This window comes from Rhodococcus sp. G6(2025), assembly GCF_058628105.1.
The window spans coordinates 1-23546 of the sequence record NZ_CP179750.1; the positions used below are offsets into that span (position 1 = coordinate 1).

Annotated in this window: 18 protein-coding genes and 2 tRNA genes; all 20 read left to right on the plus strand. The window is 67.1% G+C overall.

Going from position 1 to position 23546, the window contains the following annotated elements:
* Nucleotides 1-481: 481 nt before the first annotated feature.
* Nucleotides 482-2068, plus strand: coding sequence for a chromosomal replication initiator protein DnaA (dnaA, locus tag ACLIVD_RS00005; RefSeq protein ID WP_011596259.1), 1587 nt, complete (start codon nt 482-484; stop codon nt 2066-2068).
* A 649-nt stretch (nt 2069-2717) separates the two neighbouring features.
* Entirely contained in the window at nt 2718-3902 is a 1185-nt protein-coding gene (dnaN, locus tag ACLIVD_RS00010) for a DNA polymerase III subunit beta (protein WP_005249107.1), read from the plus strand.
* A gap of 62 nt (nt 3903-3964) precedes the next feature.
* The gene (gnd, locus tag ACLIVD_RS00015; RefSeq protein ID WP_317570522.1) at nt 3965-4876 is read left to right on the plus strand and encodes a phosphogluconate dehydrogenase (NAD(+)-dependent, decarboxylating); all 912 of its coding nucleotides are present in this window, start codon (nt 3965-3967) and stop codon (nt 4874-4876) included.
* Nucleotides 4877-6109 (plus strand): DNA replication/repair protein RecF, encoded by a 1233-nt coding sequence (gene recF, locus ACLIVD_RS00020; protein WP_317570521.1) that lies wholly within the window; start codon nt 4877-4879, stop codon nt 6107-6109.
* A complete protein-coding gene (locus ACLIVD_RS00025) occupies nt 6099-6662 on the plus strand; it encodes a DUF721 family protein (RefSeq protein WP_005249104.1) in 564 nt (187 codons plus the stop codon). The genes recF and ACLIVD_RS00025 overlap by 11 nt, the downstream gene beginning before the upstream one ends.
* A 125-nt stretch (nt 6663-6787) precedes the next feature.
* Nucleotides 6788-7696 carry a metal-dependent hydrolase gene (locus tag ACLIVD_RS00030; protein ID WP_283334689.1) on the plus strand — a complete coding sequence of 303 codons (909 nt, stop codon included), beginning with the start codon at nt 6788-6790 and terminating at the stop codon, nt 7694-7696.
* Nucleotides 7693-8811 (plus strand): PDR/VanB family oxidoreductase, encoded by a 1119-nt coding sequence (locus ACLIVD_RS00035; protein WP_283354577.1) that lies wholly within the window; start codon nt 7693-7695, stop codon nt 8809-8811. Before ACLIVD_RS00030 ends, ACLIVD_RS00035 begins: the two co-directional genes overlap by 4 nt.
* A gap of 50 nt (nt 8812-8861) precedes the next feature.
* On the plus strand, nt 8862-9800 hold the full coding sequence (locus ACLIVD_RS00040; protein ID WP_477950465.1) for an alpha/beta fold hydrolase: 939 nt from the start codon (nt 8862-8864) through the stop codon (nt 9798-9800).
* Between the two features lie 197 nt (nt 9801-9997).
* Nucleotides 9998-12040, plus strand: coding sequence for a DNA topoisomerase (ATP-hydrolyzing) subunit B (gene gyrB / locus ACLIVD_RS00045; protein WP_283354575.1), 2043 nt, complete (start codon nt 9998-10000; stop codon nt 12038-12040).
* 425 nt (nt 12041-12465) lie between these two features.
* Entirely contained in the window at nt 12466-15300 is a 2835-nt protein-coding gene (locus ACLIVD_RS00050; protein ID WP_491931701.1) for a sensor histidine kinase, read from the plus strand.
* On the plus strand, nt 15297-15713 hold the full coding sequence (locus ACLIVD_RS00055; protein WP_005249096.1) for a roadblock/LC7 domain-containing protein: 417 nt from the start codon (nt 15297-15299) through the stop codon (nt 15711-15713). Before ACLIVD_RS00050 ends, ACLIVD_RS00055 begins: the two co-directional genes overlap by 4 nt.
* A 7-nt stretch (nt 15714-15720) precedes the next feature.
* Entirely contained in the window at nt 15721-16095 is a 375-nt protein-coding gene (locus ACLIVD_RS00060; RefSeq protein WP_005249095.1) for a DUF742 domain-containing protein, read from the plus strand.
* Entirely contained in the window at nt 16076-16660 is a 585-nt protein-coding gene (locus ACLIVD_RS00065; protein ID WP_283334692.1) for a GTP-binding protein, read from the plus strand. The genes ACLIVD_RS00060 and ACLIVD_RS00065 overlap by 20 nt, the downstream gene beginning before the upstream one ends.
* Before the next feature lie 11 nt (nt 16661-16671).
* Nucleotides 16672-17514, plus strand: coding sequence for an MHYT domain-containing protein (locus ACLIVD_RS00070; RefSeq protein ID WP_009476756.1), 843 nt, complete (start codon nt 16672-16674; stop codon nt 17512-17514).
* Between the two features lie 151 nt (nt 17515-17665).
* Nucleotides 17666-20188 carry a DNA gyrase subunit A gene (gene gyrA / locus ACLIVD_RS00075; RefSeq protein WP_280783070.1) on the plus strand — a complete coding sequence of 841 codons (2523 nt, stop codon included), beginning with the start codon at nt 17666-17668 and terminating at the stop codon, nt 20186-20188.
* Nucleotides 20188-21600: a DUF3566 domain-containing protein gene (locus ACLIVD_RS00080; protein ID WP_283334694.1), complete on the plus strand. Its 1413-nt coding sequence runs from the start codon at nt 20188-20190 to the stop codon at nt 21598-21600. The genes gyrA and ACLIVD_RS00080 overlap by 1 nt, the downstream gene beginning before the upstream one ends.
* A gap of 131 nt (nt 21601-21731) precedes the next feature.
* Nucleotides 21732-21805, plus strand: a tRNA-Ile gene (locus ACLIVD_RS00085).
* Nucleotides 21806-21925: 120 nt separating this feature from the next.
* A tRNA-Ala gene (locus ACLIVD_RS00090) sits at nt 21926-21998 on the plus strand.
* A 94-nt stretch (nt 21999-22092) separates the two neighbouring features.
* Nucleotides 22093-22926, plus strand: a complete 834-nt coding sequence (locus ACLIVD_RS00095) for a siderophore-interacting protein (RefSeq protein WP_283334695.1) — start codon at nt 22093-22095, stop codon at nt 22924-22926.
* A 19-nt stretch (nt 22927-22945) separates the two neighbouring features.
* On the plus strand, nt 22946-23536 hold the full coding sequence (locus ACLIVD_RS00100; protein WP_491931702.1) for a chorismate mutase: 591 nt from the start codon (nt 22946-22948) through the stop codon (nt 23534-23536).
* Nucleotides 23537-23546: the final 10 nt, after the last annotated feature.

The following is a 23546-nucleotide window of genomic DNA, read 5'->3' on the forward strand; positions in this document are numbered from 1 at the left end:
CTTCCAATGTGCCAAACCGCTGTGAGGTTGCCGACACTGTTGCTAGCGTCTATGCATGGTCTCGCCGATGAACCCTGATCGAGTGCCCGGCTCTCGACTTCACCGTTCTCATCTGCATATTCACCACAATTCATCCACAGGGCACAGATGGTGTGCCGCTTCGGATCGCCACGAGGGTTGTTGACACCCTTCACTTCCCGGGTCCGTGAACCCGCTCATCCAGGTTTCGCATGCATAAGCGCAGGTCAGCGCGCTGGATCTGGACTCCTCTCCATGCAACGGCGTCTCGACAGGGGGCGTCTGCACTTTGTCCACATCTGTGGATAATTGTGTGGAAACACAGTTCAGATGGCATATTCGTAGGTCCGTACGGGGTCCATCCTCAGGTCGGGGAAGCTACCGATTCCACCTCGACGACGGCACCGACACTCGACTCGGCACCGCTGGCGCCGAGTCCGCGAACACACTGGGGAGGAACCACGTGAACGACGATCCGAATGCGCTCGCACGGATCTGGATCGACGTCGTCGCAGACCTCACATCCGATTCGCCCGGCGGCGATCTGCCGCCGCTGACGAGGGGACAGAAGGCGTGGTTGGCGCTCGTCAAACCGCTGACGCTCGCACAGGGCTTCGCGCTCCTGTCCGTTCCGTCGCCCTTCGCGCAGGAGGCGATCGAACGGGATCTCCGTGAACCGATCCTCCACGCCCTCGGCCGGCATCTCGGTGAGCAGGTCGAAGGCCTCGGTGTGCGTATCGCGGCCCCGGTCGACGACGAGCCCGAATCCGATCCGCCGAGCCGGGACCACCGGCCCGAACCGGAACCTCTCCACACACCTCGCCACCTCGAGCCCTCCGTCACCAGTTCCGGGTCGTTCCGCAGGCGCCGGTTCGGTTCCGGAGAGGATCAGCCCTACTCCGACACGACGGACTTCGAGGAAGTCGACGACGACCGCGAGGCCCTCGCCAGCGTCCACGAATCCTGGCCGTCGTACTTCACGAAGCCCCCGTCCGGCCCGGCACCGTCGGCGACCGGGGGGAACAGCCTCAACGCGAAGTACACATTCGACACGTTCGTGATCGGCTCGTCCAACCGGTTCGCCCACGCCGCGGCGGTCGCCATCGCCGAGGCGCCGGCACGCGCGTACAACCCGTTGTTCGTGTGGGGTGCGTCCGGCCTCGGCAAGACGCACCTCCTGCACGCCGCCGGCCACTACGCCCAGCGGCTGTTCCCGGGGATGCGGGTGAAGTACGTCTCCACCGAGGAATTCACCAACGACTTCATCAACAGCCTCCGCGACGACCGCAAGGTGGCGTTCAAGCGCCGCTACCGCGAGACCGACGTGCTGCTGGTCGACGACATCCAGTTCATCGAGGGCAAGGAAGGTATCCAGGAGGAGTTCTTCCACACCTTCAACACCCTGCACAACGCGAACAAGCAGATCGTCGTCTCGTCCGACCGGCCGCCGAAGCAGCTGGCGACACTCGAGGAACGACTGCGTACCAGGTTCGAATGGGGCCTGATCACCGACGTTCAGCCACCTGAACTCGAGACCCGCATCGCGATCCTCAGCAAGAAGGCCCGGATGGACCGGCTCGAGGTGCCCGACGACGTCCTCGAGTTGATCGCCTCCCGGATCGAACGCAACATCCGGGAACTCGAGGGTGCCCTCATTCGTGTGACGGCGTTTGCGTCCCTGAACAGGCAACCCCTGGACCTCACGCTCGCCGAGGTGGTGCTGCGCGACCTGATGCCGGACTCGTCGAGTCTCGAGATCAATGCGGCGACGATCATGGCGGTCACCGCGGAGTACTTCAACATGTCCATCGACGACCTCTGTGGCCCCGGTAAGGCACGTCCGCTGGCGTCCGCCCGCCAGATCTCCATGTACCTGTGCCGCGAGCTCACCGATCTGTCCCTGCCGAAGATCGGGCAGACTTTCGGCCGCGACCACACCACCGTCATGTACGCGGACAAGAAGATTCGCAAGGAGATGACGGAGCGGCGCAAGGTCTACGACCAGGTCCAGGAGCTGACCGCCCGGATCAAGCAGCGCTCCAAGAGGTAGTCACCGACACCTGCCTCCCCTGTGCCCCTGGTAGCTCGCCTACCGGGGGCACAGGTCGTTTCGGGGGAACCGCAGTCTCGCGGGCAACTCGAGGGGCTCCTCGAGCCGGTCCTCGAGGGTTGGCTCGAGCGGGTCCTCGAGGTACCGCTCGAGGGTCTACTCGAGGCTTGCGCGAACCCCCGCCGACACGACACGCCGATGCAACACGCCGACGCCGGGACCTGGGATAAAGCATGCACACCTGTGGATAAGTGTGGGGATGAGGTGGAATCTCTGTGGACAGAACGTGCAGAACTTTGAACAACCTCGAGTAGTCCACATGGGTGCCGGATTGGTCCTCGAGTTTGTCCTCGAGAATTCCCCACACGACGACGCGGACGGACCAGCGGCTACACGCCTTCGTCCACAGATTCCACAGGACCTAATAGTACTTCTCATTAATTCTTATAAAAACCTCTTTGAAAACAGGGTTGGGGACAGCGTCGGTTCACAGGCCTCGGTCGGCGACTCGAGGACGCGACGGTTCCGCTTTCAACTTCGTCCTCGAGGGCATACGGTTATGCATCGCCGCTCTGTGAAAGACTGCAGTGCTGTGGTCACGGCCCGACCGTGGCGAACAACCGTGCCTACCGAGAGGAACAACCCGGCGATGGAGCTTGGAAGCCTGAAGTTTCGTGTCTCCCGGGAAGAATTCGCTGATTCAGTGGCATGGGTCGCTCGCAGTCTGCCGTCGCGGCCTCCTGTCCCCGTTCTCGGCGGTGTTCTCCTGGACGCGACCGAGCAAGGGTTGACGGTTTCCGGATTCGACTACGAGGTGTCGGCCCAGGTCAGGGTCGCAGCCGAGGTCGGAAGCGCCGGTCAGGTCCTCGTCTCCGGCAAGCTTCTCGCCGACATCACGAAGTCGCTTCCCAACAAGCCGGTAGACGTGACCCTCGAAGGCACCCGCGTGCTGATCACGTGCGGAAGCGCCAAGTTCTCCCTGCCCACGATGCCGGTCGAGGACTATCCCCAGCTTCCGCAGCTGCCGCAGCAGACCGGCTCGATTCCCGCCGACGTGTTCTCCGAAGCGATCAGTCAGGTGGCTGTCGCGGCGGGCAAGGACGACACCCTGCCGATGCTCACCGGCATCCGCGTCGAGATCGAACGCAACGCGATCGTGCTCGCCGCCACCGACCGGTTCCGTCTCGCAGTCCGTGAACTCGAGTGGTCGCCGGCGAACCCCGACACCACCGCGGCCGTCCTCATCCCCGCAAAGACGCTCTCCGAATCGGCGAAAACGCTTGCAGGAGATGCCACTTCGCCGGTCGAGCTGGCGCTCGGTTCGGGTTCCGCGGTCGGCAACGACGGGCTCCTCGGCATCGTCAACGACGGCCGCCGCACCACCACCCGGTTGCTGGACGCCGAGTTCCCGAAGTTCCGGCAGCTGCTGCCGTCCGAGCACACGGCACTGGCCACCGTCGAAATCGCTCCGCTCGTCGAGGCGATCAAGCGTGTTGCCCTCGTCGCCGAGCGCGGCGCGCAGGTCCGCCTGCAGTTCTCCACCGAGGGACTTCTCCTCTCCGCGGGTGGCGACGATGCGGGTCGCGCAGAAGAAGGCTTGAACGCGGTCTTCCAGGGTGAGCCGCTCACGATCGCCTTCAACCCCGGCTACCTGATCGACGGACTGTCCTCGCTGCACAGCGAGCAGGTGCTGTTCGGTTTCACGACCCCCAGCCGCCCCGCCGTGCTGCGCCCGGCCACCGAGGACGAGATCGAGCCCGACGATTCCGGCAACTTCGCGGCGCCGGAGAGCGCGTACACGTACCTGCTGATGCCGGTGCGTCTCCCGGGCTGACGGTTTCGCGAAAGCGAAACCAGCACTGCCGAACGAAATCTCACGAGTGGACGGAGATCACGATGCAGATCGGGTTGGTCGGGCTCGGAAAGATGGGATTCAACATGCGCGAGCGGTTGCGCGCGCACGGGCACGAGGTGGTCGGTTACGACCCCCGCCCCGAGGTCACGGATGTGGCGTCGCTCGCGGAACTCGCGACACGACTCGAGTCTCCCCGAGTCGTGTGGGTGATGGTTCCGGCGGGAAAGATCACCCAGGACACGGTGACCGAGCTGTCGTCGGTGCTCGAGACCGGCGACCTGGTGATCGACGGCGGCAACTCGAGATACACCGACGACAAAGTCCACGGTGAGCTGCTGGGTTCCCGCGGCATCGGCTACCTCGACTGCGGTGTGTCCGGCGGAGTCTGGGGACTCGAGAACGGCTACGGCCTGATGGTCGGCGGATCGGAGGCGGACGTCGAGCGGGCGCTGCCCATCTTCGACGCTCTGCGCCCCGAGGGTGAGCGCGCGGACGGCTTCGTCCACGCCGGCCCGGTCGGTGCAGGCCACTACGCGAAGATGATCCACAACGGCATCGAATACGGACTGATGCAGGCGTACGCCGAGGGCTACGAGCTGCTCGAGGCGGAAGACCTCGTCACGGACGTCCACGGTGTGCTGCGCGCGTGGACCAAGGGCACAGTGGTCCGGTCGTGGCTGCTGGAGCTGCTCGTCAAGGCATTGGGTGAGGATCCCGATTTCGCCGAGATCTCCGGTTACACAGAAGATTCCGGTGAGGGTCGTTGGACCGTACTCGAGGCGATCGACCATGCCGTGCCCGCACCGGTGATCTCGGCCGCGTTGTTCGCGCGGTTCGCGTCCCGTCAGGACGATTCCCCCGCGATGAAGGCCGTCTCGGCGCTGCGCAACCAGTTCGGTGGTCACGCCGTGAAGACGGCGGCAGGCGAGGCAGAAGCCGGTTCTGGAACGTAGGTGTTCGTTCGCGCACTCTCGCTCAGAGACTTCCGTTCCTGGGACGCTCTCGGTCTCACCCTGCGTCCGGGCTGCACCGTCTTCGTCGGACCCAACGGTCACGGCAAGACGAACGTGCTCGAGGCGCTCGGCTACCTGTCGACCCTGTCGTCTCATCGGGTCAGCTCGGACGCCCCGCTGATCCGGACGGGTACCGGTCAGGCGTTCGCCGGGGCGACCGTCGTCAACGCCGGCCGGGAACTGACCGTCGATCTCGAGTTGAACGAGGGCAAGTCCAACCGGGCACGAATCAACCAGTCACCCACCCGGCGGCCGCGAGAGATTCTCGGGATTCTGCAGACGGTGCTGTTCGCGCCGGAGGATCTGTCGCTGGTCCGCGGTGACCCGGGGGATCGGCGACGCTACCTCGACGAACTCCTCACGGCCCGTATTCCGCGGATGGCGGCGGTACGCGCCGATTACGACCGGGTGCTGCGGCAGCGGTCGGCGCTGCTCAAGACCGCGGGCGGCGCGTTGCGACGGGTGTCCCGCGGCAGCGGCCGGCCGAGCGAAGACGGCGCGAGTGCCCTTGCCACGCTGGAGGTCTGGGACGGTCATCTCGCCGCACACGGCGCAGAGCTGCTCGCCGGGCGGCTCCACCTCGTCCACGATCTCGCTCCCCACCTGGCCGAGTCGTACCAATCGCTGGCGCCGGAATCGAGGCCCGCGAGCATCCGCTACCGCTCGAGTCTGGGCTCCTCGCTGCCACCGGAGTTCACCGAACCGGCTCGAGTGCCCGAGGCGGGTGACATCGCGTTTCTCGAGGAGCGATTCCTCCAGGAGCTGTCCGTGATGCGCTCCAAGGAAATCGAGCGCGGTGTGTGTCTCGTCGGACCGCATCGTGACGATCTCGAACTGCACCTCGGCGACACCCCGGCGAAGGGATTCGCGAGTCACGGTGAGTCGTGGTCGTTCGCGCTCTCGTTGCGGCTGGCGGGATTTGTCCTGCTGCGCTCGGACGGCAGCGATCCCGTCCTCATGCTCGACGACGTGTTTGCCGAACTCGACCGTCGTCGACGGCGCGCACTCGCCAAGGTCGCGTTGGACGCGGAACAGGTGCTGATCACAGCCGCCGTGCCGGAAGATGTTCCGGAGGAACTCGACGCCGTCCGATTCGGTGTGGAGGCCCGCGACACCGACCGAGGACGGATATCGCACATCGTGGAAGAGCCGGAGGACCGCAGTGACGGATGATCTCGAACCCACCGCACCGGCTGCGGCCCCCGAACCGGAGGTGAAGGGAATCGACCTCGCCCGCCGCGCCCTCGAAGAGGCGCGTGCCGCGGCGAAGGCGAGCGGAAAATCCGTCGGTCAGGGCCGCCGATCCGGAACCGGTGTCCGGGCCCTGCGCGCCCGGCGTCGACGCGGATGGTCGGGTCCGGGACCGGACGACCGCGATCCGCAGCCGTTCGGTGCACTGACCAACGCGATCGCGAAACAGCGCGGCTGGTCGCCCAAGGTGTCCGAGGGGACGGTCCTCGGTCGGTGGGTGCAGGTGGTCGGTGAGGACATCGCCGCGCACGCCGAACCGACGGGGCTGCGGGACGGGATCCTGAGCGTCTCCGCGGAGTCGACGGCCTGGGCGACGCAGCTTCGGATGATGCAGTCGCAGATTCTCGCGAAGATCGCCGCGGCCGTCGGCGACGGCGTCGTGAAGTCGTTGCGGATCACCGGTCCGACCGCTCCGAGCTGGCGAAAAGGGGAACGGCACATCCGGGGGCGCGGCCCCCGGGACACGTACGGATAGGCCGGAGCGGACGTTCGGTTCCTGGTTTTGTCTATTACCCGGTGTTACAGTTACTCCAGGTTTTCGAGTGAACTGTGCCACAGGCCTCCGTCGTGGCGCAGCCGCCGGCACGAAGGAGTAACGAGATGTCCGCCCCGACTGCACCCCGGAACGCGATCCCCGAACCGGACCACATCCTGTTGCAGGCCAGGAACGTGGAGTTCGACTGGTCGAACCTCCCCATGCACTGGATCCCGGGCGACCCGTTCAGCACGCACGTCCTCAACGTCCTGCACCTCCTCCTGCCCGCGGGCGAGGAGTGGTTCGTCGAGACGTTCAAAGAGGCACTGCCGCTGATCGAGGACGAGCAGCTCCGCGACGACGTCGTCGGGTTCATCGGCCAGGAGGCGATGCACGCCAACGCCCACACCGGCGTTCTGGTGCACCTGAAGGAGAAGGGTCTCGACCCGACACCCTTCACCGAGCAGATGGAATGGACGTTCTCCAAGATCCTCGGCCCGCGACCGCTCACCGGTCTGCGCGAGAAGAACTACCTGATCGAGCGGCTGGCGGTCATCGCCGCGATCGAGCACATCACCGCGTTCCTCGGCGACTGGGTGCTCAACGCCGAGGGACTCGACCGCTCCGGCATGCATCCGACGATGCTCGATCTGCTGCGCTGGCACGGCGCCGAGGAGGTGGAGCACCGCTCCGTCGCATACGACGTCATGCGGTACTTCGACAAGCGTGAGTCCCGGCGGATCCGCACCCAGGTGATCGTCACCCCGGTGATCGTGTGGCTGTGGGTGCGCGGCACCCGTTTCCTCATGCGCAACGATCCGGAGCTCGCCCAGTGGTCGGCGCACCGGCGTAAGCCGCACCTGACCGATTTCTTCGCGGCAGGCAAGCGCGGCACCCTCCCGACGGCCCGGGAACTCGGCAAGCGGATGTCGACGTACTTCACGCGTTCGTACCACCCGAGCAACGAGGGTTCGACGGCGCAGGCCGTGAAGTACCTGGCCTCCTCGCCCGCGGCTCAGGCGGCCGAACGATGAAGCTGTCGCAGGTGCGGGAGGTGCTCACCGGGCAGGGCCTGCCCCGCTACGACGCTCCCCTGGACATCAAGGGGCGACCGCGCCCCGACCGCGCCATGCGGATCACCGAGGCCGTGGCCGCCAAGTACCTCCGCGTTCTCACCGCATACGAATACAACCCGGGCGTCGCCGGTCACAACCCGGACGTGGCGATGAAACTGCTTGTCTCCCAACGCGACGTCGTCGCACGGGACGAGAACGTCGTCCAGTTGCGGTTCGAAGCCGAGGACGGTGCGGAACTGCCTGCGTGGCAGCCGGGTTCGCACCTCGACTTCCACCTGCCGTCCGGGCTGCGACGTCAGTACTCGCTGTGCGGGGACCCGTCCGACCGCACGGGCTACAGTGTTGCCGTCCGCCGGATCCCCGAGGGCGGTGGGGGATCCCTCGAGATGCACGCGCTCGAACCCGGCACCCCGGTGACGGTGCGCGGGCCCCGCAACGGGTTTCCCTTCGTCGGCGAGGGGAGTGCGCTCTTCGTCGCCGGCGGAATCGGTATCACGCCGATCCTGGCGATGGTCCGGGCGGCGCGCGACCTCGGAATGGACTGGCAGTTCGTGTACTCCGGCCGGTCGCGGGAGTCGATGCCGTTCCTCGACGAGATCGAAACATTCGATCGGTCACGGGTTTTCATCCGACCCGACGACGAGTTCGGTCTGCCGACCGCCGGGGAGTTGCTGGAGCGTGCCGCGCCGGGCGGCGCCGTCTACTGCTGCGGACCGACACCGATGCTGGAGTCGGTACGCCGCGCGTTCCCCGGAAGCCCCGCCACCGCATTGCATTTCGAACGCTTCGGGGCACCGCCGGTGCTCGACGGCACCGAATTCGAAGTGCAGCTTCTCAGCACCGGTGAGGTGCTCACCGTCCCCGCCGACGAATCCGCACTGACGGTGATCAAGAAGACGATGCCCGGAGTGGGGTACTCGTGCCAGCAGGGATTCTGCGGCACCTGCCGGGTGAAGGTGCTGTCCGGAACCCCGGATCACCGCGAGACGCGGCTCACCGACGCCGAGCAGGAGAACGAGATGCTGATCTGCGTGTCCCGCGCCGACAGCGGCCGTCTCGTCCTCGATCTGTAGTTCCCACCGTCGATCCCGTACCCGAACCCGCACGACCAGAGGACCCCACCATGACTCCATCCACATCCGGTACCGCCCGGCGGATCACCAACGGTTCCGTCGAACTCGCCGTGTTCGAGGAGGGCAACCCCGACGGCGAGACGATCGTGCTGGTGCACGGCTGGCCCGACACCCACGACCTGTGGAACCGGGTGGTGCCGTTCCTGACGGAACGGTTCCGGGTGGTCAGCTACGACAGCCGCGGCGCAGGCCGGAGCACCGTGCCCACCCGGGTCGAGGACTACCGACTGCCCGCCCTGGCCGGCGACCTGTTCGCGGTGATCGACGCCGTCAGCCCGGGCCGGCCGGTGCACGTGCTGGCCCACGACTGGGGATCGGTGGAGGCGTGGGAGGCGGTCTGCGAACCGGGAGCCCGCGCACGGATCGCGTCGTTCACCTCGGTCTCCGGGCCCAACCTCGATCACCTCGGCAAGTGGATGCGCCGTCGCATCTCGGACCGGAGCTTCGGCGGGCCGCTCGCGCAGGCCGTCGCGTCCGGCTACACCGTGCTGTTCCAGATCCCGGGCCTGGCGACGCTGCCGCTGCGGCTGTGGTTCTCCCGGCACTGGCCGGCGTTCCTGAAGTTCTTCGACCGCCTCGACCCCGCGCTGGTGCGTCCGGCGCCGACGCTGGCGGACGACATGGTGAACGGTCTCAAGTTGTACCGCGCGAACATCCGGACGAGTCTGCTGAGGCCGCGCGAGCGGCACACCGACGTCCCCGTCCAGCTCATCCTGAACAAGAACGACAAGGCGGTGCGGCCCGTCGGCTACGAGGACACCGAGAAATGGGCGCCCGACCTGCGGCGTCGAGAGGTCGACGCCGGGCACTGGTCGCCGATCTCGCACGCCGAGGACATCGCGCAACTCGCCGCGGAGTTCGTGCTGGACATCGAGGACCGGCGGTGGGCGGATCTCCCCGACGGCCCGTCCGAGAGCGCTTCTGCCTAGGTTTTCACTCCCGAGACGCCCTGAAAATTCGTCTACGGGGCGCTCAGGGGTGTCATAGCCCGCTCCTGGCGCTGACGTACCAGTAAGATGGCCGAGGTAACTAGCGGCAAGATTCCCGATTCTCGTCTCCCGCGTGCCCGACCAGGGCGGTGGGCGCCTGCGTCGGGCATTGGACGGAGAAGGAGAGCTACCCACCCGTGGCTGCCCAGAAGTCAGACAAAAGCACCTCCAGCAAGGACTACGGCGCTTCTTCCATCACCGTCCTCGAGGGACTCGAAGCTGTTCGTAAGCGACCGGGTATGTACATCGGTTCCACCGGTGAACGCGGTCTCCACCACTTGATCTGGGAAGTCGTCGACAACTCCGTCGACGAGGCCATGGCCGGCCATGCCACCAAGGTCGAGATCACCCTGCTCGAAGACGGTGGCGTCCAGGTCGTCGACGACGGTCGAGGCATCCCCGTCGGGATGCACGCCTCCGGTGTCCCCACCGTCGAGGTCGTCCTCACCCAGCTCCACGCCGGCGGCAAGTTCGACTCCGACTCCTACGCCGTGTCCGGCGGTCTGCACGGTGTCGGTATCTCCGTCGTCAACGCGCTGTCCACCCGGCTCGACGTCGACATCAAGCGTGACGGCTTCCAGTGGAACCAGACGTACACCGACTCGAAGCCGGGCGAACTCGTCAAGGGCGAAGCCACCAAGGAGACGGGCACCACGGTCACGTTCTGGGCCGACCCGAACATCTTCGAGACCACGGTCTACAGCTTCGAGACGGTCGCGCGCCGCCTCCAGGAGATGGCCTTCCTCAACAAGGGCCTGACGATCACCCTCACCGACGAGCGCGTCAGCGACGCCGAGGTCACCGAAGAGGTCGTCAGCCAGGTCGCCGACGCGCCGAAGACCGCCGAGGACGAGTCCGCCGAGGCGCATGCGCCTGCCGTGCACAAGGTGAAGACCCGCGTCTACCACTACCCGGGCGGCCTCGAGGACTACGTGCGGCACATCAACCGCACGAAGCAGCCGATCCACAACTCCGTCGTCGGATTCACCGCGAAGGGCACCGGCCACGAACTCGAGATCGCGATGCAGTGGAACTCCGGCTACTCGGAGTCGGTCCACACGTTCGCGAACACCATCAACACGCACGAGGGCGGCACCCACGAAGAGGGCTTCCGTTCCGCTCTGACGGCGACGGTCAACAAGTACGCGCTCGACAAGAAGCTCCTCAAGGAGAAGGACCCGAAGCTCACGGGTGACGACATTCGTGAGGGTCTCGCGGCGATCATCTCCGTGAAGGTTGGTGAACCGCAGTTCGAGGGTCAGACGAAGACGAAGCTCGGTAACACCGAGGTCCGGTCGTTCGTCCAGAAGGCGAGCAACGAGCACCTGTCGCACTGGTTCGAAGCGAACCCGGCCGACGCGAAGACCATCGTGAACAAGGCGGTGTCGTCGGCGCAGGCCCGCGTCGCCGCCCGCAAGGCCCGCGAACTGGTGCGCCGCAAGAGCGCCACCGACCTCGGCGGCCTGCCGGGCAAGCTCGCCGACTGCCGGTCCAACGATCCGAGCAAGTCCGAGATCTACATCGTGGAGGGCGACTCCGCAGGCGGCTCGGCCAAGTCCGGCCGCGACTCGATGTACCAGGCGATCCTGCCGCTGCGCGGAAAGATCATCAACGTCGAGAAGGCACGCATCGACCGTGTGCTGAAGAACACGGAAGTCCAGTCGATCATCACCGCGTTCGGCACGGGCATCCACGACGAATTCGACATCGCGAAGCTGCGGTACCACAAGATCGTGCTGATGGCCGACGCCGACGTCGACGGCCAGCACATCGCAACGCTGCTGCTCACGCTGCTGTTCCGCTTCATGCGGCCCCTCGTCGAGCACGGCCACGTGTATCTGGCGCAGCCCCCGCTGTACAAGTTGAAGTGGCAGCGCAGCGAGCCGGAGTTCGCGTATTCCGACCGCGAGCGCGACGTCCTGGTCAAGGCCGGCCTCGAGTCCGGCAAGAAGATCAACAAGGACGACGGCATCCAGCGTTACAAAGGTCTCGGCGAGATGAACGCCAAGGAACTGTGGGAGACCACGATGGATCCGACGGTGCGCGTCCTGCGTCTGGTGACGCTCGACGACGCAGCCGCAGCCGACGAGCTGTTCAGCGTTCTCATGGGTGAGGACGTCGAGGCCCGGCGAAGCTTCATCACCCGTAACGCCAAGGACGTCCGCTTCCTCGACGTCTAGGTATCCGGCACAAGAGATTACGGATGTCATGCAGCCACCGGCGGTCGGAAGACCCCGGTGGCTGCACCCGTCTGGGCCGGTTGCGGGACCGGGTCGCGCAGAAATCCGTCCTCGACTGTGAACCGCGATTCTGTGTAGCCTGGTCCGCTGATCCACCCCGCGACGGCAACGTCTGGGATCGGTGGTGCGCATGTTACTTAGAAGTAAGGATCGGGGAATTTCTGTGGTAAGAACGTTCCCCATGGGGATGTGATGAACTCGTTACATTCGGAAATCGGTGCGTCGGGCAGCGCTGCGCACAGCGCAACTGATCGATCACTTTCCTCTGTCGACGCGTGTCGTCCGGACCGGTACGACTGTCCCGCCGCAGACGCGGTCACGAGCACAGAGCGACAAGCTATGAGTGGTTGGAAAGGAAGCGTGGGATGAGCGACGATTCGCCGCCCCGGGCAAAGTTCTGGGATATCGAGGGCTGGGGCCTGCGGTGGAAGGTCACCGCGGTTCTCGCAGTTCCCGTCACCGTCGCCATGGTGCTCGGCGGGCTCCGTGTGCAGGGCGAGCTGAGTAACGCCGTCCACTTCACCGAGGCGGCCGACCAGATCGTCGTCGTCCCGGACATCGTGGCCCTCGAGGCCTCGATGGGTACCGTGACCAGTGGTTACGCCTCGGGCACCCTCACCAAGCAGGACCGCGAGGACGCGGAAGCCCTGATGAACGATGTGTCCGAACAGGCCCGGAACCCCGAACTGGATCCCGCCGTCGCGAGTTCCATCAACCAGACCGTCTCGGACGGCCGCGCCCTCCTGAATCTGATGGATTCCCCGGGCGTCGCCACCGACCTCCTCGCGGAACGCCAGCGCGCGTTCGCCGCGGACTTCATCCGCGAAGTGGACGACATCGTGCGTCCCATCGAAGACAGCGAAGTCGTCGACAAGGGCTACCAGCTGACCAACGCGTGGCAGGCGCAGCGTCGTCTGTTCGAACAGGCCATGGGCCTCGTGATCGTGAAGGACGTCTACGCCGGTCCCGACGGACGGGAGAAGGCCCGCACGGGCGACATCCCCACCTCGGCCGTCGTCGCGGCCGCCGGCGCCGAATCGAGCCTCCTCGACGTCCTCGACCGGTACTACCCCAAGGGTGATGCCCGTCTCGAGACGCTGCGAAACAACATCAACGACCGCAACGCCCTCATCGACCAGGGTTTGGCGGACGCGGCGCGCGGCGGGATGCTGCCCATCCTGCAGCTGCGCTCCTCGCTCATCGCGAGCCGTGACGTCTACCAGGAGCTGACCAGCGAAGCGGCGAAGGACATCGCGTCCACCGTGCAGGTCCGCGCGGCCGAGACCCGGTCCGCCGCGCTGCGTGACACGGCGATCGTCCTCGGAACCCTGCTCGCCGCGCTCGTCCTCGCGCTCCTCGTGTCGCGGTCGCTGATCGGTCCGATCCGCCGCCTGCGGTACGGCGCGCTGAAGGCCGCCCGCCGCGACCTTCCGGAGGCGATCGAGCAGATCAAGGCCAGTGACGATCCGCGGGCACTGTCGTTCGAGCCGGTGGCCGTGCACTCCTCCGAGGAGATCGGCCAGCTCGCCCGCGCCGTGGACGACATCCACGGGCAGGCACTCAAGCTCGCCGGTGAGCAGGCACAACTGCGCCTGCAGATCAACGACATGTTCGAAACGCTCGCGCGCCGAAGCAAGTCGCTCGTCGACCAGCAGCTCGGCCTGATCGAGAATCTCGAGTTCGAGGAGAAGGATCCGAAGCGACTCGAGAGCCTGTTCCGGCTCGACCACCTGGCCGCGCGTATGCGTCGGAACGGTGAGAACCTGCTGATTCTGGCCGGCACCCGCGTGCGTCGTTCGCAGGCGGCGCCGATCCCGCTCGGCGACGTGCTGCGTGCCGCGATCTCCGAGGTCGAGGACTACCAGCGTGTGCAGATGGGTGCGACCCCCGAGGGCGCGCTCAGCGGCACCGTCGTCACGGACGTCGTGCACCTGCTCGCCGAACTCGTCGACAACTCGCTGCGCGCTTCGCCGCCCGACACGGTCGTAACGTTCAGTTTTGCTCGCGCCGTGGACGGCGGGGTGCTGCTCGAGATCGCGGACCGCGGTATCGGTATCCCGGCCGACGACATGCGCGCCGTCAACGAGCGGCTGGCATCGGGTGGTGAGGTCGGTCCCGAGACCGCCCGCCACATGGGTCTGTTCGTCGTGAGCCGGCTCGCGAAGCGTCACGGCCTGACCGTGCGCCTGCGGTCGACGTTCGACACCGCCCGCAACCCGGGCGTGACCGTGAGCATTCACATCCCGAATGCGCTGATCGTGTCGCAGGCCGCCCGGCAGGACACGGGACCGCAACGGAAGATCCCCGCGGCACCGGTCCGGACCGCCATTCCGGCACCCGCGGCCCCGGCACCGCGCAAGGACAACGGACAGCAGCCGGCAACCCGCAACGGACTGCCGACCCGCACCCCGTCCGCTCCTCCGCCCGCGCCGAGCCCGGCACCTGCGGGTGCGGTGACGACGGCGTCGGGCACGAGCCTGCCCCGACGTCAGCCCGGTGCCAGTGGCATCGCGGCCGGCGCGGGATCGTCGGCCGGGGCACCGGCCGCGCAGTCTCAGGACACCGTCAACGTCCGTGGATCCGGGGCGATGCCGAAGCTGCCCGTGCGGCGGCCGCAGGCGACGACCCCGGAGACGGCACCGGCGCAATCGCAGCCGCAGCACGCACCGCACGCACCCCGCAGCGAGAACCGCATCGAGGCGCGGACCGCGGAGCAGCCGGCGCCCCCGTCGTCGAACGGCGACGACCAGGCACCGGTGCGACACCGCTACCGCACCAACTCGGCGAAGACCGCGTCGTTCTTCCAGTCGCGGATCGATCCGCCACCGTCCGAGGCCACACCGCGCCCCGGCGGCGGCACCCCGATCTTCTCCGACATGGTGTCCGACTGGCTGACCGATCCGACCGGCGCCGAAGGCGCACCCGGCGTCTGGCATTCCGCCGGCGACGCCGGATGGTCGGCCGCGGAACGGATCAGCGAGACTCCCGTCGAGGTCGACCCGGAGATCGGACTGCCGAAGCGGCGTCCCGGCGACCGGCTGGTGCCCGGCACGGTCGAAGGCGCGCACAATACGGGGACACTGCGCCGGGTGCGTGACCCTGAGACAATTCGCGCGAATCTCAGTCGTCACCAGCAGGGCGTCCGAAACGGCAGGGCCACGAGGCTCGCGGAACGTAACAGCATTGAAGGAGACCGATGAACACCGCTCATGGATCCGACGTCACGCGACCGCTCGACTGGTTGGTGTCGAACTTCGCCAGTGACGTGCCCGGTGTCTCCCACGCCGTGCTCGTATCCGCGGACGGTCTCCTGATGGCAGCCAGCGCCCATCTCCCCATCGACCGGGCCGAGCAGTTGGCCGCGGTCACCTCGGGGCTGGCCAGCCTGTCGGCCGGTGTGTCCCGGTTGTTCGAAGGCGGCGGAGTGTTGCAGTCGGTGGTCGAGATGCAGCACGGGTACCTACTGCTCATGAGCGTCGGCGACGGCTCGCACCTCGCGACCCTCACGGACGCCGAGTGCGACATCGGGCAGGTCGGCTACGAGATGGCGATCCTGGTCGACCGCGTCGGCGCATCGGTGCAGGCCACGGCCCGCACCCCGCAGGGTCTCTGACCAGCCCATGCCCATGAACGACCACCACTCGGAGCAGCCGGGCCCGAACATCGTGCGCCCGTACTCGCTGACGTCGGGCCGGACCCGGCCTGCGGTCGAGCTCGCGCTCGAAGCGTTGATTCAGGCACTGCCGCAGTCGGTGGACCGGCAGTGGGAACTCGACGACGTCAACGCGGCGATCGTCGCGTTGTGTCAGCAGTCGCCTTCGGTGGCCGAGATCGCCGCCCGGGTGGGCGTCCCCCTCGGGGTGGCACGCGTCCTGGTCGCCGACCTGGTCGAGGCCGGTCATCTGCAGATCCTGGCCACCCTGAAGGAAGACTCGACCGACTCCGAACGTCGTGAACTCATCGAAAGGGTCCTCAGTGGACTTCGCGAAATCTGATCCCCGCAATCGGGTGACCTCGACCAAGATCGTGATCGCCGGCGGGTTCGGCGTCGGCAAGACCACGCTGGTCGGGGCGGTCTCCGAGATCGTCCCGCTGCGCACCGAGGCGCTCGTGACCAACGCCAGCGACGGCGTCGACAACCTGGCTGCGACACCGCAGAAGGGCACGACCACCGTCGCCATGGACTTCGGTCGCATCAGCCTGGCCGACGACCTGGTGCTGTACCTGTTCGGAACCCCCGGTCAGCACCGGTTCTGGTTCATGTGGGACGACCTGATCCGCGGTGCGATCGGGGCGATCGTCCTGATCGACACCCGCCGGCTGGACGAGAGTTTCGCGGCCGTCGACTTCTTCGAGGCCCGGCAGCTGCCGTTCCTCGTCGCGATCAACGAATTCGACGACGCCCCGCGCTACCCCATCGAGGACATCCGTGCGGCCCTCGCGATCTCCGAGGAGGTGCCGATCATCCCGATCGACGCGCGTGACCGGGAATCGGCGAAACGCGCACTGGTCGCGATCACCGAATACGCACTGACCAAGCTCCACACGGCCGCGTACTGAGGATTCGAAACATGTCGGACGACTTGCAGCACTTCTCCATGGGCACGTGGATCGTCGCCCTCGCCGCGGTCACGGCGTTCATCGGCGTCTTCGTCGGTATCGCCAGCGCCCGCAAGGCGGTGACCGCGCCGAATCCGAGGCAGCGGTACCTCTGGCTGGCGTGGGGTGCGCTGTCCATCGGCGGCATCGGCGCCTGGCTGCCGCACTACATCGCGATGGTCGGGTTCGAGGTCTACGGCAGTGTGGTGCGCTACGACGTCCTGTGGATCGCGGTCTCGTTCGTGGTGCCCGTCGCGGCCGCCGCGGTGGCGTTGCTGATCATCAGCCCGCCGCCCACGAAACACCGGCTGCCGAGCGCATCGGTGGAGATCGGCCGCCTCGCAGGCGGTGCGGTACTCCTCGGCGTCGGCTTCACCGGAATGGACCTCGCGATCGTCGCCTCCCTCGAGATCCAGGGTTCGGTGGACTCCGACATCGTGCTGACGGCGGCGTCGGCCGTGATCGGCCTGGTCGTCGGCGCCGGAATCATGTGGTCGATCTCGGCCCTCGAGTCCCGCACGCTGCGACTCGTGGCGTCGGTGATCGTGGCGGCCGGACTGGTGGCCATGCACTACACCGGGGTGTTCGGGCTGAGCGTCACCGTCGACCCGTCCGTGGCGCGCCCGGACGGGCTCGAAGTGTTCTCGATCCTGTTCCCCGTCTTCGTGCTGGGCATGCTCGTCGTCACGATCCCGATCACCGCCCTGCTGATGGCGCCCGACCGCGTCGCCGCCGAGCTCGAACTCGAGGCCGACATGCTCGCCGCCGAATCCCTCGCCGCCGAAACCCAGGGCAGGGAGCTCGAACTCCAGTAGAACGGACGACTCCTGCGGCACCGATTCATGAGCGCACCCGAGTCCTTCACCCTCACAGCTGACCTGCACCTATAGACTCGGGTGGTTGCGCGACGTCGTGCAGGACCGCGAGTCCGCGAGGAGACGTCAAGCCGAGTAGAAGAAGGAGCTCATGACTGACACAACGTTGCCGCCGGAGGGACCGGGGCACGACCGCATCGAGCCCGTCGACATTCAGCAGGAGATGCAGAGCAGCTACATCGATTACGCGATGAGCGTGATCGTGGGCCGGGCGCTGCCCGACGTGCGCGACGGCCTCAAGCCGGTGCACCGCCGCGTTCTGTACGCGATGTACGACAACGGTTACCGGCCCGATCGCGGTTATGTGAAGTCTGCGCGACCGGTCGCCGAGACGATGGGTAACTACCACCCCCACGGTGACGCCTCGATCTACGACACGCTCGTCCGCATGGCGCAGCCGTGGTCGCTGCGATACCCGCTCGTCGACGGCCAGGGCAACTTCGGTTCCCGCGGCAACGACGGCGCCGCCGCGATGCGATACACCGAGTGCCGGCTCACTCCGCTGGCCATGGAAATGCTGCGTGAGATCGACCACGAGACGGTCGATTTCACCCCGAACTACGACGGTCGTACACAGGAACCGTCAGTTCTCCCCAGCCGTATCCCCAACCTGTTGATCAATGGTTCCGGCGGCATCGCCGTCGGTATGGCCACCAACATCCCGCCGCACAACCTGCGGGAGGTCGCCGAGGCCATCTACTGGGCGCTCGAGAACTGGGAAGCCGACGAGGAGTCCACCCTCACCGCGGTCATGGAACGCGTCAAGGGACCCGACTTCCCGACGCACGGCCTGATCGTCGGCGGCCAGGGCATCCACGACGCCTACACCACCGGACGCGGTTCGGTCCGCATGCGCGGTGTGGTGGAGATCGAGGAGGACGCCAAGGGGCGCACCACGATCGTCATCACCGAGCTGCCGTACCAGGTGAACCCGGACAACCTGATCACGTCGATCGCCGAGCAGGTGCGCGACGCGAAGATCGCCGGCATCTCCGACATCCACGACGAGTCCTCGGACCGCGCGGGTATGCGCATCGTCGTGACCGTCAAGCGTGACGCGGTCGCGAAGGTCGTGCTCAACAACCTGTACAAGCACACCCAGCTGCAGACCAGCTTCGGCTGCAACATGCTGTCCATCGTCGACGGCGTGCCGCGCACCCTGCGCCTCGACCAGATGATCCGGCTGTACGTCGCCCACCAGGTCGAGGTCATCCGCAGGCGCACCGAGTACCTGCTCCGCAAGGCCGAGGAACGCGCTCACATCCTGCGCGGACTGGTGAAGGCCCTCGACGCCCTCGACGAGGTCATCGCGCTGATCCGGGCGTCGCAGACCGTCGACATCGCGCGGGCCGGGCTGATCGAGCTCCTCACCGTCGACGAGATCCAGGCCGACGCGATCCTCGCGATGCAGCTGCGTCGCCTCGCCGCCCTCGAGCGTCAGAAGATCATCGACGAACTCGCCGAGATCGAGCTGGAGATCGCCGACCTCAAGGACATCCTCGAGAAGCCCGAGCGTCAGCGCCGGATCGTCCGCGACGAGCTCAAGGAGATCGTCGACAAGCACGGCGACGACCGCCGCACCCGCATCATCGCCGCCGACGGCGACGTGGCCGACGAGGATCTGATCGCCCGCGAGGACGTCGTCGTCACGATCACCGAGACCGGCTACGCCAAGCGCACCAAGACCGACCTGTACCGCTCGCAGAAGCGCGGCGGCAAGGGCGTGCAGGGCGCCGGGCTGAAGCAGGACGACATCGTCTCGCACTTCTTCGTCAGCTCCACCCACGACTGGCTGCTGTTCTTCACCACGAAGGGCCGCGTGTACCGGGCCAAGGCGTACGAGCTGCCGGAGGCGAGCCGCACGGCCCGCGGACAGCACGTGGCCAACCTGCTCGCGTTCCAGCCCGACGAGCGCATCCAGAGCGTCATCCAGATCAAGACGTACGAGGACGCCCCCTACCTGGTTCTCGCCACCCGCAACGGTCTGGTGAAGAAGTCCAAGCTCACCGATTTCGACTCGAACCGCAGCGGCGGCATCGTCGCCATCAACCTGCGCGGCGAGGACGAATTGGTCGGCGCGGTGCTCTGCTCCTCCGACGACGACCTGCTGCTCGTCTCCGCGCAGGGACAGTCGATCCGCTTCTCCGCCACCGACGAGGCGCTGCGTCCGATGGGCCGCGCCACGTCCGGTGTCCAGGGCATGCGATTCAACGGCGACGACGAACTGCTGTCGCTGAATGTCGTGCGCGAAGGCACCTATCTGCTGGTGGCGACGTCGGGTGGCTACTCGAAGCGCACCGGTATGGAGGATTACCCGGTCCAGGGTCGCGGCGGAAAGGGTGTACTCACGATTCAATACGACAAGAAACGTGGCACCCTGGTCGGAGCGCTCATCGTGAACGACGACGACGAGCTCTACGCGATCACGTCGGGCGGTGGCGTCATCCGCACCGCCGCCAAGCAGGTCCGCAAGGCCGGTCGGCAGACCAAGGGCGTTCGTTTGATGAACCTCGGGGAAGGCGACACCCTGCTCGCGATCGCGCGCAATGCCGACGAACCCGACGAACCCGACGACAACGCCGAGAGCAGCGGCAAAGGAGCTAAGGAGTCCTAGTGAGCACTCCCAACCAGCCAGGCAGTGACCGGCAGAACCCGGGTTCCGCCAATCAGGCGAAAACCGAGCAGCAGGCCTCCCGCACTCCCGAGAACGGGTCGGCGCGACCGAACCCGCAGCAGGGTTCCGCGCCGCAGGGGCCGCAGGCGTCCGCCGGTCGTGGTCCCGCTCAGGCGGGGCCGGCTGCCCGGCCGGGCGGCGCTCCCGACGCGAGACCGGATCGGCAGGCTCCGGCCGATCCGGCCCGGTCTCCGTCGACGCCCCAGCATCAGGGTCCGCGGACGCAGACCCCGCAGGGACGGTCCGTGCCGCCGCAGCAGGGTCACGCTCCGAATCAGCAGGCTCCCGGGCATCAGGGCCCGCCGCAGCAGGCACCCGGCAACCGGGCTCCCGCGGGTGGTGCTCCCACCGAGGGTGCGCAGTCCATTCGGGGAAATCAGGCTCCGCCGTGGCAGCGCGGAATGCAGCGGGAGCCGCAGACCAACCTGAAGCGGCCCGTGCAGGGCGGGGCCGGTGCCAAGCAGGCTCCGCGCCCAGAGGGTCAGCCGAACGCGTCCAACGGCGCGGGCACAGCGGCTGCGGCGGGTGCCGCGGCAGCGAAGGCTCCCGGCGGCCAGGACGTCCAGAAGCCGCAGACCGCTCCGACGCAGAAGACGCAGCAGCCCCAGGCGCAGGGTCAGCGACCCCAGGGCGCGCAGAACGCGGGTGCGCCCACCCAGGCCGTGCCCACCCAGAAGGCGCCCGCACAGAACCCGTCGGCGCCGGCGAAGGGCCAGCCCGCGCCCAAGCAGGGTTCCGATCGCACACCGTCCTCGACCGCGGCCACCGCAGCGGTCGGTGCGGTATCCGGCGCAGCCGCGGCCGGTGCCGTGACGCAGCGGGAGGCCGCGAAGGCGAAGGCGTCCGCGATCGACGGACCCACCCGGCACATCAACCGGGACGTGCTCCCCAAGGACATGCCGGACCTGTCCGAGGCCAAGCACCCCTTACCGGGGGCGGCGGCCACGGGTCAGCAGCCGAAGATCGCCGTGGCCCCGCAGCGGGTCGAGGAGGGCGAGGCGCTCCGGGCGACGGTGCAGGTCCGCAAGATCGATCCGTGGTCGACGCTGAAGATCTCGTCCGTCATCTCGGTGTCGCTGTTCTTCGTGTGGATGGTGGCCGTCGGTCTGCTGTACATCGTCCTGGACGGGATGGGCGTGTGGGACCGGCTGAACAACGCGTTCACCGATATCGTCGCGGAGTCGAGCTCTGACGGGCTCGTGACGGCCGGTCAGGTCTTCGGATACGCCGCCGTCATCGGTCTCGCGAACATGGTGCTGTTCACCGCGCTGGCGACGATCGGCGCCTTCATCTACAACCTGTGTTCCGACCTCGTCGGGGGCGTCGAAGTGACGCTCGCCGACCGGGACTGAACGCGGAAAACGACGGGGGCTGAGCTGGGAAAAGAGCGTCTCGCCGGACCGGTTTTGGTAGTTGCCGGTCCGGTGGGGTAATCTTCCGACTCGGTTCAGGGAACTGCGCGAGATGAGTTTCCAGACTTCAGGGGCCTATAGCTCAGGCGGTTAGAGCGCTTCGCTGATAACGAAGAGGTCGGAGGTTCAAGTCCTCCTAGGCCCACTCCTGGTGCCGGTGAAAGGTCATTCGCATGAAGGTCCTCCTGTTTGTGGGAGCCGGAGTGCTGGTGGCGATCGGACTGTCCAAGTTGCTCCGCGGCAACGAGGTGTGGCACGAGGTAACGGGGCCTTAGCTCAGTTGGTAGAGCGCTGCCTTTGCAAGGCAGATGTCAGGAGTTCGAATCTCCTAGGCTCCACAAGTACGAATACAGAAACGGTGTGCCCCGGATTCGGAAGAGTCCGGGGCACACTGCTGTGCGGACCAGAGTGGGGTGAGGTTACCCTTACTTCATGACCGCACTCGATCCCGGAGCCCGTGAACGCCTCGAGCCGCGCAGCCGCGTCGCATCCCACCACCGGAACGGTGAGGGAACCGCACGAATCGGTTACCCGATCGGAGTCCGCACGGTCACGGTCCGGGCACGCGAGTACGTCACACCCCGCATGGTGCGTCTGACTATCGGCGGCCCCGGACTCGACGGGTTCCACACCTATCAGGCCGACGATCACGTCAAGATCGTGTTCCCCGATCCGGACGGCACCCGCCGCGTGCCCGTGGTGAACGACGCGATGATGCTCGACTGGCCGCGACCGCTCCCGACCACGCGGAAATACACCATCCGCCGCTACGACGCCGAGGCCCGCGAACTCGACCTGGACTTCGTGCTGCACGACGGCGGGCTCGCGTCCTCCTGGGCGACGACGGTCGCGGTCGGCGACGAGGTGACCATCGCCGGACCGCCCGGCGCCAAGGCCTTCGCCCACAACTTCGACCACTACGTGTTCGCGGTCGATTCCACCGCGCTGCCGGCGGTCGCGCGGTGGCTCGACGAGTCCCCGGCCGACGTCTCGGCGCACGTTGTGATCGAGACCGACGACGACGTCGAGCACGGCTACCCGCTGGCCGTGCGCGAGAACGTGGACGTGACGTGGCTCGTGCGCCACGGCGGTGAGTCCGCTCTGGCGTCGACGGTGCAGTCGCTCGCGCTGCCCGACTGCCGCTGCTTCCTGTTCGCGGCAGGCGAGGCGAATGACATCAAGCCTCTACGCGCGTGGAGCCGGGACCGGATGGATTCGCTGTTCACCGGGTACTGGAAACGCGGAGTCGCCGGGCTGGACGACTGACCGGCCCTACACTCGCACCATGACCCCGGTCCGGCCCGCAGTCGCCCGCCGCGCGGTCGCCGCCGCGGTGATGCTCGCGATGTTGGCGGTAGGCGGTGCCGTGCCCGCGGGTGCGCAGACCCGTCCCCTGGAACCGATCGCCCTGGCGGTCTCGCTGCGCCTCGCCACGGCAGACGCGGTGGCGGCCGCCAAGTGGGGCACGCCCTCACCGATCGACGATCCCGCGCGCGAGGCCCAGGTCCTGGGTGCGGTGGCTTCGCAGGCGGCCGACGAGGGTCTGAGTGCGGGGCGGGTGCAGCAGATCTTCCGCGACCAGATCGAGGCCAACAAGGAGGTGCAGCGCGCCCTCTTCGGCTGGTGGAGCGTCGCACCCGGCGCGGCGCCGACCGTCCGGCCCGACCTGACGCAGGTCCGTCCGGTGATCGACCGCCAGAACACGGATATTCTGCTGCAGCTGCGTGAACAGGAGGCCGTGCTCGCCGGTCCGGGCTGCGTGCCCGCTCTGGTGGACGCCGCGGTCGCGGTGACTGCCGAACAGCGCCTCGACCCACTGCACCAGGCCACGCTGGCGCGCGCGCTCGTGTCGATCTGCGGGCCGGTCCGCGAATGATTGGCCGTTT